The 15,114-nt window shown below is 56.0% G+C and carries 15 protein-coding genes and 1 pseudogene; 11 read left to right on the top strand and 5 right to left on the bottom strand.

Going from position 1 to position 15,114, the window contains the following annotated elements:
* Positions 1 to 306: 306 nt before the first annotated feature.
* Complete coding sequence (locus tag ACWGXF_RS14290; protein WP_256628503.1) at positions 307 to 2,172, bottom strand: sensor domain-containing diguanylate cyclase; 1,866 nt, start codon at positions 2,170 to 2,172, stop codon at positions 307 to 309.
* 67 nt (positions 2,173 to 2,239) lie between these two features.
* Between ACWGXF_RS14290 and ACWGXF_RS14285 the strand changes: the two genes are divergently transcribed.
* Both ACWGXF_RS14285 and ACWGXF_RS14280 read left to right on the top strand, forming a co-directional pair.
* The gene (locus ACWGXF_RS14285; RefSeq protein ID WP_202788454.1) at positions 2,240 to 2,476 is read left to right on the top strand and encodes a hypothetical protein; all 237 of its coding nucleotides are present in this window, start codon (positions 2,240 to 2,242) and stop codon (positions 2,474 to 2,476) included.
* Between the two features lie 162 nt (positions 2,477 to 2,638).
* A complete protein-coding gene (locus ACWGXF_RS14280; RefSeq protein ID WP_202788453.1) occupies positions 2,639 to 3,133 on the top strand; it encodes a GNAT family N-acetyltransferase in 495 nt (164 codons plus the stop codon).
* 102 nt (positions 3,134 to 3,235) lie between these two features.
* On the opposite strand, the gene ACWGXF_RS14275 is transcribed toward ACWGXF_RS14280, so the two are convergent.
* On the bottom strand, positions 3,236 to 3,697 hold the full coding sequence (locus ACWGXF_RS14275; protein WP_202788452.1) for a GNAT family N-acetyltransferase: 462 nt from the start codon (positions 3,695 to 3,697) through the stop codon (positions 3,236 to 3,238).
* 131 nt (positions 3,698 to 3,828) lie between these two features.
* Between ACWGXF_RS14275 and ACWGXF_RS14270 the strand changes: the two genes are divergently transcribed.
* From ACWGXF_RS14270 to ACWGXF_RS14245, 6 genes and pseudogenes are all read left to right on the top strand, one after another.
* Positions 3,829 to 4,083, top strand: a complete 255-nt coding sequence (locus tag ACWGXF_RS14270; RefSeq protein WP_034359578.1) for a hypothetical protein — start codon at positions 3,829 to 3,831, stop codon at positions 4,081 to 4,083.
* Between the two features lie 150 nt (positions 4,084 to 4,233).
* Entirely contained in the window at positions 4,234 to 4,809 is a 576-nt protein-coding gene (locus ACWGXF_RS14265) for a DUF3455 domain-containing protein (RefSeq protein WP_054075222.1), read from the top strand.
* Positions 4,810 to 4,875: 66 nt separating this feature from the next.
* Entirely contained in the window at positions 4,876 to 5,454 is a 579-nt protein-coding gene (locus ACWGXF_RS14260; RefSeq protein WP_202788450.1) for a sigma-70 family RNA polymerase sigma factor, read from the top strand.
* A complete protein-coding gene (locus tag ACWGXF_RS14255) occupies positions 5,451 to 6,179 on the top strand; it encodes an anti-sigma factor (RefSeq protein ID WP_202788449.1) in 729 nt (242 codons plus the stop codon). The genes ACWGXF_RS14260 and ACWGXF_RS14255 overlap by 4 nt, the downstream gene beginning before the upstream one ends.
* A gap of 208 nt (positions 6,180 to 6,387) precedes the next feature.
* Positions 6,388 to 6,950, top strand: a pseudogene (locus tag ACWGXF_RS14250) (fasciclin domain-containing protein).
* A gap of 943 nt (positions 6,951 to 7,893) precedes the next feature.
* A complete protein-coding gene (locus tag ACWGXF_RS14245) occupies positions 7,894 to 8,361 on the top strand; it encodes a hypothetical protein (protein ID WP_034359567.1) in 468 nt (155 codons plus the stop codon).
* Between the two features lie 1,277 nt (positions 8,362 to 9,638).
* On the opposite strand, the gene ACWGXF_RS14240 is transcribed toward ACWGXF_RS14245, so the two are convergent.
* Positions 9,639 to 10,735 (bottom strand): IS3 family transposase gene (locus ACWGXF_RS14240; protein WP_452102054.1). Its coding sequence is split into 2 segments (ribosomal slippage): positions 9,639 to 10,480 and positions 10,480 to 10,735, totalling 1,098 coding nucleotides; the frame shifts between segments, so codons are not numbered across the junction.
* A 36-nt stretch (positions 10,736 to 10,771) separates the two neighbouring features.
* On the opposite strand from ACWGXF_RS14240, the gene ACWGXF_RS14235 reads away from it, so the two are divergent.
* Positions 10,772 to 11,062: an NAD(P)/FAD-dependent oxidoreductase gene (locus ACWGXF_RS14235; RefSeq protein ID WP_237734860.1), complete on the top strand. Its 291-nt coding sequence runs from the start codon at positions 10,772 to 10,774 to the stop codon at positions 11,060 to 11,062.
* 76 nt (positions 11,063 to 11,138) lie between these two features.
* On the opposite strand, the gene ACWGXF_RS14230 is transcribed toward ACWGXF_RS14235, so the two are convergent.
* Positions 11,139 to 12,107, bottom strand: coding sequence for a Bug family tripartite tricarboxylate transporter substrate binding protein (locus ACWGXF_RS14230; protein WP_087864477.1), 969 nt, complete (start codon positions 12,105 to 12,107; stop codon positions 11,139 to 11,141).
* 97 nt (positions 12,108 to 12,204) lie between these two features.
* On the opposite strand from ACWGXF_RS14230, the gene ACWGXF_RS14225 reads away from it, so the two are divergent.
* Positions 12,205 to 13,104, top strand: coding sequence for a LysR family transcriptional regulator (locus tag ACWGXF_RS14225; protein ID WP_202788447.1), 900 nt, complete (start codon positions 12,205 to 12,207; stop codon positions 13,102 to 13,104).
* A gap of 502 nt (positions 13,105 to 13,606) precedes the next feature.
* Here ACWGXF_RS14225 and ACWGXF_RS14220 read toward each other — a convergent pair.
* Entirely contained in the window at positions 13,607 to 14,029 is a 423-nt protein-coding gene (locus ACWGXF_RS14220) for a rhodanese-like domain-containing protein (RefSeq protein WP_202788446.1), read from the bottom strand.
* 72 nt (positions 14,030 to 14,101) lie between these two features.
* Here ACWGXF_RS14220 and ftrA point away from each other — a divergent pair, with 72 nt between their 5' ends.
* Positions 14,102 to 15,103: a transcriptional regulator FtrA gene (ftrA, locus tag ACWGXF_RS14215; RefSeq protein ID WP_237734859.1), complete on the top strand. Its 1,002-nt coding sequence runs from the start codon at positions 14,102 to 14,104 to the stop codon at positions 15,101 to 15,103.
* Positions 15,104 to 15,114 lie beyond the last annotated feature (11 nt).

Here is a 15,114-nt window from a genome sequence, read left to right as displayed (position 1 = left end):
GCTCAACTGCAAGAATCCTGTCTTCGTATGAGTACATGAACTACCTCCTGGTAGTCCAAGTTTTTGTCCGCATCCCCAGTGGGTCACTTCTGGGTGGAAATCAACAGAGAGAGGAAATACATGCTATCAGGTCACTTAGAGGTCTAGTGCTGCAAGTAATTCATGCAGCAGTGAGTTCAATTATGGAAGCGCGAGATGAAATGAGCACTCGGCACCAAAAGTCTGTGCTCCATGACAGACGAATCGCCGATCCAAACGGTCATCAGAGATGGCTTTTTACGGCTTTGTGACCAGAACTTGATCTGCTCAGAGAGCCAACTGCACCCGGTTGCGGCCTTTGGCCTTAGCTGCGTAGAGGGCGGCGTCGGCACGGCTGAAGAGTTCGGGCAGTGAGGACTGGAGACCAGCCGGCTGCACCGCAAGACCAAAGCTAGCGCTCAGGTTCAGCATGCTGCCATCGGGCCGATGCAGCGGCTGCTGCAGGGCTTGGCGCAAGCGCTCGGCCAGGGCCAGTGCCGCTTTGTCATCGCAATCGGGCAGCAGCGCGATGAACTCCTCGCCGCCATAGCGGGCCAGCAGATCGCCTCTGCGCAGTTGGGCCTGCGCGAGTTGCGCCGCATGCTGTAGCAACTGGTCGCCGGTCTCGTGACCATGCTGATCGTTGATGCGCTTGAAATGGTCCAAATCGAACAGTATCAGCGCCAGCGGCCAACGATGACGTTCGGCCTGGGCCAGCTGGGCCGGCGCCTGATCGTCGAAGGCGCGGCGGTTCATCAGCCCGGTCAGATGGTCGCGGTGGCTGAGCTGGCGAAGCTCGGTAATCAGGGTCTCGCGCTCGGCCTCCAGCTCCTGGGTTCGTTGCAGGCTGGCCTGCAACGCATGCACCGCGGCCTGCAACTCGCCGATCTCGTCGCTGCGCTGGACCGCGGGTAGCTGCCGGTTCAGCCGGCCACGCATCAGTTCCATCATATGCTGGGTGATGAGCAGCAGCGGCGACAGCACACGGCGGCGCAGCGTGATGAAAACGCCAACCTCCAGCACCAGGATGCAGCAGCCAATCAGCGCGTTGACGCGCAGCCGCCGCCAGGCTTCCGCCACCTTCTCCAGCGTCTGTTCGCGGCCTACCTCGTGCAGAGTGTCGCGCAGATCGACGATGCTGCGCATCCCCGGGACATGGCGGGAGACAAACTGTGCCGAGTCCATGCCATAGGGCAGGCCGGCAAGGCCTCGAGCGGTAATCTCGGCGATAAAGGGCAAACTCTGACCGAAATAGCGTTCCTGCTGGGCCCGCAGCGCGGCGTCAATGCGCGGATCGGAGAGGCTGGTGCGCGCCTTTACATCCAGCAGAGCCTTGAGCTGCTCGATACGGCCGAGCATTCGAGGAATGCCGTCGCGCTCTTGCGGGCCGAGCGGCGAGCCGCTGGCCAGCGGCGCGGTGAATTGCGAGCCCAAGCGGCCAGCATGCTCGCGCAGCTCAGCGGCGTAGCGCGCGCCGACCAGCGGCAGCGACAGGCTGGGATGGATGCGCTCGGCACTGGCCGACAGCAGGGTAACCGCCTCTAGCACTGTGTCGACGACCTCGAACATCTGGTCGATGACCTGACGGGTGCGGCGTTTATCGACGGCCGCGCGCTCAGCCTGGGGCAGGGCCGCCACCCGCTCAAGCTCTTGCCGGGCTGCCTGCATCTGCGTGCGCGCCCGCTCCAACACCGGCAGGGCAGTCAGCAGCTCGGCTTCCTCACGTCGGCGCAGCCGCGTCAGCGCCACATCGAAGGCCGCATCGGTCTCCAACTGGAACTGCGTCAGGCGCTTGCGCAAAGCGTCCGAGGGCGGGTCGTTGAGTACCGGGATAGCAGGACCTCGCTCGGCCGAGGCGTGTTCGGCGACCTTCATGGCAGCATAGGCCAGCTCCATCGCATCCAGTCCGAATTCAGCACGGCGCACGTCCTGCCAGTCGGCCCACATCGTGCGCACCAGCATCAATGAGACCAGACTGAGTAGCAGCACAGTGGTGCAAAGGAAAAGACGGCTCAGGCGCATAGCGCCCAATATTGTCGGCGCAGCCGCTACGCTACTGTTGCGCTTATTCCTCCACCAGCCCGGAAACTCCCGGCCGATGCGAAAGTAGCGCTCAATCTTGATCTCTGACGGGGTGTTGTTGCGGTTGCACATACGTACAGACTAGCAAGTCGGATTTCTCTAAAGCTGTATAAATACACAGCGCAAAAAGGAAGTTCACATGCACATCGAACATCACTACAACTGGCGCTATCAAGACAATCTCGGTAAGTGGCGCACCACCAGGCACCTCTGCTCCGAGAAGATGATTAAAAAGGAACATCCAGAAGCCACCCCGGTTGAGGGAACTCTCACAGTCATCGAGGTGGCTGACACGCTGGACGAATACTGGGAACGCACACACAAAAACACAATATCAGGTGTAATGCGCAAGCCGTATTGTGATGATGATCGATGAGGACGGATCCCCCTGTTGTGCACTCCAGGCAGATATGGCTTTCCCAACGAGCGCGGCCCTGCAAACCACCAAGAGCTGCCTGTCAGTTGAAGACGCAACAGCCAGCCAGCACCGCTTTAATATGCTATTGCGAGTCGATAGACAAACATATTTAGCTTCAGCATGACCTTGGAATTCAAGCGCCTTACAGAAATCGACCTGATAGACATCATTTCGCTCAACAACAATCCCGATGTGCTACGGCAAATGCCGCTTGGAAGTGCAAATTTCGATCTTTCGAAGGCAAAAGAATGGGTCCAGCAAAAAGACGCACAGTGGCAACAATATGGCTACGGTCCGTGGGCATTTCTAATTAATCAGACATTTGCTGGTTGGGGTGGCTTGCAGTACGAGAAAGGTGATGCCGACCTGGCATTAGTGCTTCATCCAGATTTTTGGGGTAGAGGGAAAGCGATTTATCACGAGATCGTTAAATGGGCATTCAACTCTCTGAAGCTGGGCTCCATCACAATTTTGCTTCCCCCCTCAAGGACAAGAATCAAAGCAATTTTCAGGCTAGGCTTCCAGCCTGACGGCGAAGTAAACATTGAAGGTGCTCGCTTTCAGCGCTTTCGCCTTTATGCACCCAATAAACTCGTAAGAGAGCAGAGCGTCTGAAGTCGGCCTCCTATCCGGCAATCATATGACCGACAAGCTTTTGCCAGTAACAGTCAACGGAAAAGGAGTGTTCACAACCCTTAGCAGCCATTCAAAATTAGCTCAACACTTTCCGCTCAGTCTATCAAGACAAGGAGCAATCCACGACATCTCGATATGAGTACGTGTTTCGTCGACATCACGAAATCCAAGGCGCTGATATAGCCTATGAGCAGGCATATTGCTTTTGAACACACCTAAGTGCAGCGGCACCTGCCGAGCCGCTGCACTTAACTGCAAATCTTTCATAAGTCTGGTGCCAATAGCTGCACTCTGAAATGCAGGCGCGATAGCAATATTCTGCAAGTAGATTTGGCACTCGCGGTCAAGGACTTGGATGTACCCAGCGATTTGATCATCGACTTCAATCACGGAGGTAGTGGCAGTTGTGCATTCCGATGTGAAGTTTTCGCGTTGCCAAGCTTCATCCCAGCCCCATAGCTTCTCAATATGTGAGTGAAATACCGATCGATGTATTGCAAACAGATGTGCAAGATCCTCGGTGTTTGCTGGTCGTAGGTTCATAGCCATCCATGAATTATTTCTTCGATGGTAGCGACTTGTCGATTCGAACTGAAATGCTCTGCTGAGAATCTGTATCTCTCCATACCCAGTCATACGCCGGAGAGCCGCGCATGCTCTGAGGCAATCGCGCAATGACCGATGAATCTCCCATCCACACAATCCACAAGCGCGTGTGTCAAACCTTCCTGAGGCACTGGAAGGCCCACAACAACGCCTATCCCAAGCTGATCAAGATGACGCCGGAAGAGCTGCGGCAGTTCAACATCGTCAACTCCTTCGGCAAGCCCAATGAGCTTTGGGGCGTCCCGATTGAACTTGACCCCAACACCACGGGCGTGATGATTGCGGTCGATGGGACGGAAATGCCTTTGGTTGAAGGCTACTAAAGCGGCCACGAGTTATAGCGTCACGGAACATTTCCAAAAAGATTTGTATCGGGTGCATCCAAACATCGATCTCGTGGGTAGTACCTGCAGCAACACAAGCAATGTGCTGCTTCAGTGAATCCTTCCAACCGATCTAATTGGAGAATCTCAATGTCGACCACTCGCTTCGCATACCGCCTCGCCGCCTTTGCTGCCGTCACTTCCGCTGCAGCCCTGCTCGCTGCATGCGGCTCGATGAAGTCATCAGCCAGCAACTTCTCTCAGGCTTCACTGCCTGCTCCCATCCAGGTTCCCGCCGGTCACAAGGTAGCCTGGGAAACTGTTGGCAGTGGCGACATCACCTATGAGTGCCGGGACAAGGCCAACGCACCTGGCCAAACCGAATGGGTCTTCGTCGGTCCCGATGCGGTGTTGAAAGATCGCTCCGGCAAGACTGTGGGCCGCTACTACGGACCTCCCGCAACCTGGGAAGCCAATGACGGATCCAAGCTCACAGCTACGCAACTCGCAGTAGCACCCTCCAGCCCTGGCAGCTTGCCCTATCAGTTGGTAAAGGCCAATCCCGCCATGGGGGCCGGCGCGCTGGTAGACGTGAGCTACATTCAGCGCGTCGCACTCCAAGGGGGTGTTGCTCCTGCAGACAAACCCTGCACCACCGCCACCAAAGGCCAGAAGACCATGGTCAAGTACCAGGCCGATTACATCTTCTGGAAACCCACGATGTAAGGCTTTGCAACGGCATGACTAGAATGGTCGGAGGATTTATCTCTATTTCCTTCTGACCTTCTATTTGTGCCGCCTGCTGCCGCCCTCCAAGATGACGCTTTCGACCATGACGCTGCGCTTCAGGCCTGTGCGCGAGGTGATCGCGAAGCCCTGCGCAGCATCTATGAGCGCGAAACACGCTATCTGCTGGGTGTTGCTCTCAGAATAGTTCGTGACCGCGCTACGGCAGAGGATGTGCTTCACGACGCTTTTGTGTCCATCTGGGAGCGTGCATCGAGCTTCGACGCCAGCCGTGGTGCTGGCCGAGGCTGGATTTACAGCATCGTAAGACATGCTGCACTGAATCGAGTGCGTGGTAGCGCGCGAGAGACCATGTTGGAGGAACCGGCTACAGCGCACCTGGATGCACAAGCGGCTTTTGCGGCCTGGCAGGAAAGTGGTGATGAGCTTGCACGACAGGCCTCACTTGGCCGTCTGGGGCATTGCCTTGATGGCTTGGAGCCAGCGCGCCGCGCCTGCCTGTTGCACGCCTATGTGGACGGCTGCAGCCATAGCGAAATTGCCGAGCGGGTCAAAGCCCCCCTGGGCACAGTCAAGGCCTGGATTCAGCGCGGACTGCGCGCACTGCGGGAATGCATGCAATGAGCAGCGAAACCCAACAACCACAATCTCCAGACGACCTGCATACACAGGCCGGAGAGTATGTATTGGGCACGCTCGATGCAGGCCAGCGTCGCTCTATTGAAGCGCGCCTTCCCTGCGAGCCAGCCCTGCGCGCAGCTGTGGACGAATGGGAGCAGCGCCTGTTGCCGCTGACCACGCTAGCCGAGCCTGTGGAGCCAGGAGCCAGCCTCTGGCAGCGGATCGCCGCAAGCATCGCGCCAGCGAGTCGCCCCCGAGTCGTGCCAGCTCGAGTACGCTGGTGGCAGTGGGACAGCCTCGCTCTATGGCGCAGCCTGACGGGCGCGGGTTTCGCCGCCACAGCAGTGCTGGCCGCTGTTCTTGTGGTACGTGAAGCGTCTCCCCCAACAGCGCCGCGCTATTTCGTGGTGTTGGCCGCGCCTCAGAGTCAATCTCCAGGCTGGTTGGTACAGGCACAGGTCGAAGGAAGACTGCAACTGGTCCCGTTGGGCACCGATAAGGTTCCTGCAGAAAAATCCCTGCAGTTCTGGACCAAGGCTGATGGCTGGAGCGCTCCAGTATCGCTTGGCCTCGTAAAGCCAGGCGAGGCCATAGAGGTTCCAGTGGACAAGCTCCCCCCCCTACAGCCCAATCAATTGTTTGAGCTGACCCTGGAACCCTATGGCGGCTCCCCGATTGGACGACCCACTGGCCCCATTCAGTTCATTGGCCGAGCCGTCCAGATCTAGGATCTTCTGCCGATCAAGGCTTGATGAGCCACTTGCCGGCATCTCCATAAGCAAACATTGCGGCTGCCATAGGCAACTTTGCCTTTCACCCGCGCACCTGACAAATCGCCAGCAGAAAATAAATAGCGAAATTCAATGAATCCAGATAGGGAGTGGTTGCGTATTCCTTTCAGCCGGCATTTTTCGGCTTGTACATCAAGGAGCATCCATGTTCTCGATTCAATCTGCACGCAAGTTGGCCTCATTCAGCATGGCTATCTCGATGTCTGCTGTATCCATCGCGGCAATGGCTGATGTGATGGTGGGTGGAGCCCCCATGCTGCCCTCCAAGGACATCATAGACAACGCAGTCAATTCCAAGGATCACACTACGCTGGTCGCGGCGGTGAAAGCTGCTGGCCTCGTCGATACGCTCAAGGGCCCGGTCCATTTACCGTCTTTGCGCCCACCAATGCCGCATTTGATGCTCTTCCCGCTGGTACCGTAGATACGCTGCTGAAGCCTGAAAACAAAGCCATGCTGACCACGGTCCTCACATACCACGTCGTCCCTGGTAAATGGGATGCCGCAGCACTCAGCAAGATGATCAAGGACGGCAAAGGCAAGGCCATGATCAAAACAGTCAGTGGCGGCACCCTGACGGCCAGAGCCAGCGGTAAGAAAATCATGCTCACGGATGAAAAAGGCGGCACTGCCACAGTGACCATTCCTAACGTGTATCAATCCAATGGCGTAATTCACGTGATCGACAAGGTTTTGCTCCCCAAATAAGCAAGCCTGCAGTTAGAGGCTCTAAACAATCCTCAGCTGAAATATGGGACACCCTTGAAATCGACCGCAACACCACGCGAGTGATGATTGCGGTCGATGGGACGGGAATGCTTCTGGTTGATGTACTCGTAAAGTCCCCATACTGAAGGGTCTCCTCAGAAACTGGCGATGCGCCCCACTGAATGGAGGGACTACTCCTGAGTGACATCTTGACGGCTCACATTCAGTTGACGGCGCTTACGGGCGCTGTTTTTCAGCAGTGTTCTGACGAAACAGGGACCACCGATAACTTCGTGCATGTGGGCGTTGCTGACACCCTTAGCTAACATTACGTCTAGTACGTGCTGCTTGGGTGTAGATACGGGCTACAAGCGGCACCACTGTCGTTGATGCAGTTGCACGCCATCAACTTTGCTTGGCCAAAGCTCAGCAGATTGGTGTCTGTGGGGCTCATGCAGACATTAGAAGAGCCAGTTAAAGAAATGCAGCCGCATCGGATTACCTGAAGTCTGGAGATGAAGAGCCGAAGGACGCCAAGCTCGACATCGCGGATATCAAGACTGTGGCTGAAGCCTATACGTTCACCTAGACGGCCGAACTGTTGCCAGTAGCCTTCGACGACTATCTTAACTGCTTCACCTTCAATGTTTCAGTCTGATACATATCAGCCGATAACCTCATAAGAGCTGAACAGACTCAAGGAGATTTCATTGAAGCGATGCATCATCAAAGTAGCAGGAGCCTGCTACACCGCCTTATTCCCAAGCACATGCGCCGCACTTGAAGATGCCCTGAAGCGCTTCCCAAGCGCCACCGCAAGCTCCGTGAAAGCCGCTTGAATTCGGCTTGATCTAGCTATTCATCTAACAGCCAACGCGAACTAGCAATCGTGTCTGTGACCGTTGCGAAGTCCCGGCTTAGCCAAATCAATACTGGAATAGCTATGCGTCCATCAACGCTGTCTATCAGCATATCGATCGCCATTTCAAGCTTCGTCCTTGTCTCCTGTACGAATGAGGAGAGCCACAAACTTGAGGCCAGGCGAGCTGCCAGGCGGCTGCTTGCCTTCCCTGAGCATGCCGAGTTCAAAGATGTGAAGTTGGGAAAGAACGGCGATGCTGTCTGCGGATTTGTGGGCTTTCGTCAAGGTGAGTTAGCGTCCTATCCAGGCAAGAAACCATTTGTCTATGAAGTCAACACGCACACTGCAAGCCTAGTGGAAATGCTTCAGGATAAGGACTTCAAGAACTTTATGGAGGACAGGCTCGAAAACGAAGACGAAGTTGCCAAAGCGAAAAACTTGATCAAGACCTGCCGCGGGCAAGCTCTATGGGAAACGAACTGCTCTCCCACGCTTGATATCAAGAAGCACGCTCTCTGCAGCTACGTTGAGCCTCCCACATTGCTTTAGCAATTCCAGCAAACCAGTCTTGACACCTGCTTGCAGGGTTACCGGCCTTCTGCACGAAGTAGCATGCAGCGCTCCCCGAGAAGACCATCTGGCGTGTTCGCTCACGCAGGCACGGCAGTTCAGGAATGGGCTTGGGCTAGCCATCTATCAAGAGCACGGCGCGGCTTTCGCGTCGTGGCAGCAGTGGTAACACTAGATGGCCCAGCAACTTTCCTAAACATGACGAATGAATGCTTCGCGTGTAATTTGCGGAAGTGGCGCTGAGTGCTTCAAGCAAAAATCAATGAAAGCACTCTATGCATGCAAATGCACGAAGAGCAAGCTTACGCGGCAGAGAACTTCAAGCCAAGCTGAGGTAAAGATGCTGGTACGCCCCATTACCTATCACCTTGAAATTTCACAGAACTCAATTAAGAGCGAACCGGTCGTCCACCTTGAGTCATCAACACCATTTCAACCCTTCGCCGTCGGAGACAAGATGAGTTGGAATGGATTTAGAAATGCTAGATGGCTCCCTGAGCCCCAGACAGGACAGTTCCTACGTGTAAAGGATGTACTTCATTTTATTTGGGACATACGTGGCTCGAACATCGGCCACAAAGTTCGTCTGTGCGTCGAAATATGCAACGTCGAAGACTTGCCAACACACCACTGAACCAAACATCTTCGATTTCTTCAGCATGCAGCCTTCTAGGCGGATTTTTCCTGTCTGATGCGCTTGTGCGATGAGCTGCTAGCATGCGGCAGGGCTCTACCGGAGCCACCACAGCGCGGAAATGTACGCGCCAACGCACTTCGAAATGTATTGAGCAGCAAAAGCATGCCCCTCGTGAAATTATTCCAGTAGCATTCGCGTTGGGCCCAGCTATTAGGACGTAGGTGGAGCCTCTTATGCCACCCACGAGGTGGCTTTTTTTGTCCTGAATTTAGGGCCATCCGGCGTGACCGCTTGAGCAGGTACGGCAACTCAGGAATTCGCCTGGGCTTGCGACAATTGGGAGTGCGGTGTGGCTTCAGCGTCTTTAGCCAAAGTGGTCACGCCAGATAAGGCAGCGCCTGTTTATGAGCCCACGCACATCTTGATTCCATCACTCTCTTTGGGCAAAATTTACGTCACGTACCTGTTTTGCCGGGCCTGGGGTCACAGACTCCTTTCACTTCCTCAACTTGCCCAGGCATGACCAAATAGGTCACCGGCTTTTTATTCGCGCCCGCAGCAACTGCTTGCGGGCTTTTTCTTTTGTCACAGGAGAAGCATCCTCGCTTTCCTGCACTACCTAAAAGTAGAGGTTGGGGAAACGTTTGACACGATACGCGACCGGCAGAATCCGGCCCAGCGATTCATGTGGACGATGGTGGTTGTAGCGATGCAGCCAATCCTCGGTCATTGAGCGCACTTCCTGCAGCGATTCAAAGACATAGCAGTCGAGCACCTCCGTGCGATAGGTTCTGTTGAAACGTTCTACGTAAGCGTTCTGCGTCGGCTTGCCTGGCTGAATGTGGTTCAACGCTATGCCTTTATCCTGCGCCCATTGCTTCAAGGCCTGGGCGATGAACTCGGGCCCGTTGTCCAGGCGAATGCACTGCGGCACCCCACGGACCTCAGTGAGCTCCTCCAAGGCTCGTACCACCCGAGCTGCAGGCAAGCTGGCATCAATTTCGATACGCAGGCACTCTCGGTTGAAGTCGTCAATGACGTTGAAGGTTCTGAACTGTCTTCCTGACCACAGGGCATCGGACATGAAGTCACAACTCCAGCCCTGGTTCGGTGTTGAGGCTGCCTCCAAGGGATGCTTGATGCGCTGCGGCAAACGTTTCTTGCCCCGCCTGGGCAGGTTCAGTTTGAGCTGGCAATACACACGCCAAAGCACAGTCTTACCCCAGGGCTGTTCTTGAAAGCGGGCGCTAGCGTAAAGCAGCCCAAACCCGTGGCGAGGATTCAATGCCACGTATCTTTGGATGAAGTCGATTACCCCGGAGTCGTCACAGACCACTCGTGCATATCGCAGCGTTGAGCGAGCCAGGCCCGCAGCTTGGCAAGCTCTGCGCTGACTTAGGTGGTGCTCGCTCATAAGCGCATGCACGATGGATTGCCGACGCTCCGGGGTCAGAGCTTTCGCTCGACAAAATCCTTCAGGGCATGGTGCACGAGCGCCAAATCGGTATACATGCGCTTGAGCTTGGCGTTCTCTTCCTGCAACTGCCGCGTCTGGGCCAGATGCTGCACGGACATCCCTGAATACTGGCTCTTCCACTTGTAGTACGTGGCATCGCTGATGCCATGTTTGCGGCAGGTGTCACCGACTTTGGCGCCTAGCTCAACCTCCTTGAGGATGCCGACGATTTGCGCTTCACTGAATCTGGACTTCTTCATGTTGAGACCTCCGTGAGGGGGATTCACGACTTTTGAGTGGCGCGAAGATTCGAGGAGGCATTTGAGGAGACTTCAGTAACAGCTGTCCTGTTAAAGGCCTTTGCGAAACTGGGCGGCTCCGATCCAGCCAGCGTGCAGGTGACGGCCCACCGCTGGCGCTATGGCGACACGGCCAACCGGCTGAACATGGGCTCCTGGTGGGACGCGGCTGCCAGTTTGGGGATGTGCGGTGACTGGCTGCATAACGGCACCGTGGAAGGCGCCTGGCTCAGCAGTATAAGCTTGGCCTGCCATGTCCATATGGCACTGCTCGCCCATGCCGGATAAACCTACAGGGAGCACACCATGCACACATCCTTTACTTCTGTCGATCTTCGGCGATTCGTGTGGATATACCTTTCAGTCAATCCGCCGTTATTTTTCGATCACGGATGATGCGGCTCCATTTCTCATTTTCTGTCGAAATGAATTTGGCCAAATCTTCTCGTGATGTTGGAGCTGCGGTTTGACCGTGTTTAAGCAGGTTTGCTCGCACGTCAGGAGCGTTCAACACCTTCACGAGTTCGACATTCCATCTGTCCAGTAGCGGCTTGGGTGTTTTACCTGGCGCAACGAACGCATACCAGTTAGTGGCGTTAAAGCCTGGATAGGTCTCTGCGACGGTGGGCACATTGGGCAGGTAGGCTGGCCGTGTCAGTCCGGTGGTTGCCAACGGAATGAGCTTGCCCGACTCGATATGCGGCAGCGCTGTGGGTGGTGCTGCATAGAAGGAGCTGACGCGTCCGCCCAGGACATCCTGTAACGCGGGGGCTCCGCCCTTATAGGGAATGTGAACCGTGTCGATCTTTGCAATGTCGTTAAGCAGTTCGCCGGCCAAGTGGGCCGCTGATCCAGGGCCCGTAGAAGCAAAGTCCAGTTTGCCCGGTTCACGCTTGGCAGCAGCCACAAACTCGCCTAGGGTTTTGATGCCTTTGCTTGCAGGCACCACCAGAACGTTGGGAAAGGTCACGCCCATAGTGATTGGTGCGAGATCCTTGAGCGGGTCGTAGCTCACCTTCATGAAGTGCGGCGAGATGCTCAAAGGGCCGATCGAGCCGAACAGCAAGACAGAGCCATCGGTAGGTCCATGGGCAACCTGGGCATGCGCCAGATTGCCGCCGGCACCAGGCTTGTTATCCACGACCACGCTCTGGCCAATGTTTTCACCGAGTTTCTTGGCAATAATGCGTGCCGCGATATCGGCCGAACCGCCTGCGGCAAAGCCGACAACCATGGTGACCGGTCTTTTTGGGGGGAAATCCTGGGCATTGGCACTGGCGAGCGGCAGGCAGGCGGCCAATGCGGCAGCCAGTATGAGAGGGCGTCGTTGCATGTTGTCTCCTGATCGAGTCGTTATCAACTCTGTGCAAGCGGCGATGGTAAATATCCAGGACTATTCCGTGAATTGCAATATATGATTAAACTGTTGCATGCAGCGCATTAAATTCGATATTGCCGAACTACAGGCGTTTGTTGCCACGGCAGAGAATTCAAGCTTTCGTGTAGCTGCGGAACGTCTTTGTTTGTCTGCCCCGGCGTTGAGTCGCAGGGTGGAGCGCCTGGAGGAAGCACTTGGAGCCAAGCTGCTTGAGCGGACCACCAGGCATGTCCAGTTGACCGCGATTGGTCAGGAATTTCTGACTGAGGCGCGCGCAGCGCTGGAGAGCCTCGAGACAGCAGCGCAGCGCATCAGCGATCAGTCGCTGACTCGCCGAGGATTGGTGACCGTGGCTTGCATTCCTTCAGTGGCAAACCATCTTTTGCCATATGCATTGCGCACCTTTGCCGATGAGTACCCGGATGTGCACGTTCATGTCATTGACGAGAATGCGAGCCATGTCCTGGATGCCGTGGTTAGGGGGCAAGCCGATTTCGGGCTCAGTTTCACGGGAAGCCAGGAACCAGGAATTCAGTTCGAGACTTTGGCACGCGAGCGATATGTGTTGGCAATGCTGCGAAGTCATGCTTGGGCATGCCGCTCAGAGGTAGCATGGTCAGAGCTTGCCGGAGTGCGCCTCGTATCCGTATCGCACCAGAGCAGCAATCGACTGCTTTTGGACCAAGTCATGGCAGGCCTGCCTGAGCAGCCAATGGCTTGGTACGAATGCAATCACGTAACTGGGGCTCTGGCTCTTGTCGAAGCAGGTTTGGGAATGGCAGCCATCCCGCAGCTTGCTCTGCCTGAGTGCAATCCTAAGGTCTGCGGTGTGCCACTCATTGAGCCTCAGTTGTGGCGGACTTTAGGCCTGATACAGAAGCGAGAGCGTGTGCTTAGTCCTGTCGCTGAATATCTGAAGAACCGCTTGCTCACCCTCCATGTGAACCACTGAGCACGCACTGGACTGTTGCAAGCGACCCATTGCGTTCAGCGGTACAAACCTATGTTCCGATCAAGTGTTCTCGATTTTTCAGCGAATTGAGCGTGACACATCAACTCAGGTGCGCGACATCCATCACGTAAGAGATCAGGGTTTTTGAGAGTGTCAAAAACTCGGAGCTCTAAGGGCTTGTACTGCGATCTTCTTCATCAAAATTCTCTTTCGCCTCTCTAAAGCGATCTGCGTTTCAAATCTAGCGCCGAGAAGCTCGGTAGGTGCCCCGACAACCGCCTCACAGCCCAATTGAAAAGGCGGTTTGGAGAACTCCGCGCAGCCCAATCCACTTGCGGAATTTTGAGTGGAACTGCGAAGGTGAAAGCTATGGTCGACCTCATTGAAAAGAGGTGACTGATTGGGTTTCGAACAGCGACGGCCGCAACCCGTTGAATCCACAGTCACTAGCGGTTGGCCCCCATTCCTCCAGGGCTGTCTTCTGAAGCGGGAAGCCAACGCGTTAGGCGGACGGGTCTTCGAGCATTGTCCTATTCAGTTCAAACCCTTCATCGAGCCAACCAGTAATACCGCCAGCCATTATTTTCACGGGCCGCCCCAGTCTTGCCAGACGCAAGGCACCGCGTGCCGCGCCGTTGCAATGGGGCCCTGCGCAGTAGGTGACGAATAGGGTCTCTTCTGGCCAAGCCGCCAACTTGCTTTCGACGATCTTCCCATGAGGCAAATTGATTGCCCCTGGCACATGGCCCTGGGAGAACAGTGCCGGCGAGCGTACGTCGAGGAGCACGAAATCGGGGCCCTTTAGAAGCCCGTCATGCACATCCCAACAATCGGTCTCGAAACTGAATTCAGCAGCGAAATGAGCGATGGCAATGGGCGGCTTCGCAGCGGGACTTGCGGTTACATGGGTGCTGGAGAAGGTCATAACAAAGAAGACTGTGTTTGTGGCAGTGATGCTTATCGTGCCGAGAGTCCAGTCGAGTCACAATTGGCGCATATGACATCTACCGAAAAGATTACGCCAATCACCGAGGCCACCAGCGGCCCGCTGGTTGTGGCCCCAGTCTACGATGGCCTATGCACCTTCGAGTTCTCCATCGTGGCAGAGGTTTTCGGTCTGGCGCGTCCGGAGATGGGCCCTGGCTGGTACCGCTTTGCCAGTGCGGCAGTCGAGCCTGGCTTACTGCGGGCTCATGGCGGCCTGCATGTCATGGCTGATGGTCAAGCCGATTTGCTAGAGCGTGCGGATCTGATCGTGATGCCCGGATGGAAAGGCCCACATGTACCGGTACCACAGAAGCTTGTGCGACGCTTGCGCCTAGCCTGGGAGCGCGGCGCCCGGTTGGCCTCAATATGCTCTGGAGCCTTCGTGCTGGCCGCAACGGGCCTGTTGGACGGGCGAAGGGCAGCAACGCACTGGCGCTATGCCGAGACGCTGAGCCAGCGGCACCCCGCAATCGAAGTCGATGCCAGCGTGCTCTATGTCGAAGAAGACCGTATTCTGACTTCGGCGGGAAGCGCCGCGGGTATAGATTTGATGCTGCATATCGTGCGAGGAGACTTCGGCGTGAAAGCCGCCAACAGCGTCGCCCGGCGCTTGGTGATGCCTCCCCATCGCAGCGGTGGGCAAGCTCAGTTCATCGAACGCCCCGTGCAGCCGGACCGGCTCAATCGGCTCTCGGACATGCTGGAACAGATGCGTGCGGATCTTCAAGGCGACTGGACAGTTGATCGGATGGCGCAGAGCGTGCTGATGAGTCCCAGGTCTTTCCTGCGCCATTTCATCAGGGCGACAGGTGTACCCCCAGGCCAATGGCTGATCGCTGAGCGGGTGACAGAAGCCCAACGCCTTCTCGAGGGCAGTGCAATGCCGGTCGAGGACATTGCTGCACGGGTTGGATTCGGCAGTGTCCAGGTCCTTAGGCATCACTTTCGCGCCAAACTAGGCCTAGCCCCCAGGGACTATCGAGCTATGTTCAGCGCTGTACGGATCAGCTAACTGCCTTCGGC

This window comes from Comamonas sp. HJ-2 (assembly GCF_053615495.1).
This window is presented reverse-complemented; position numbering and strand designations above follow the sequence as displayed.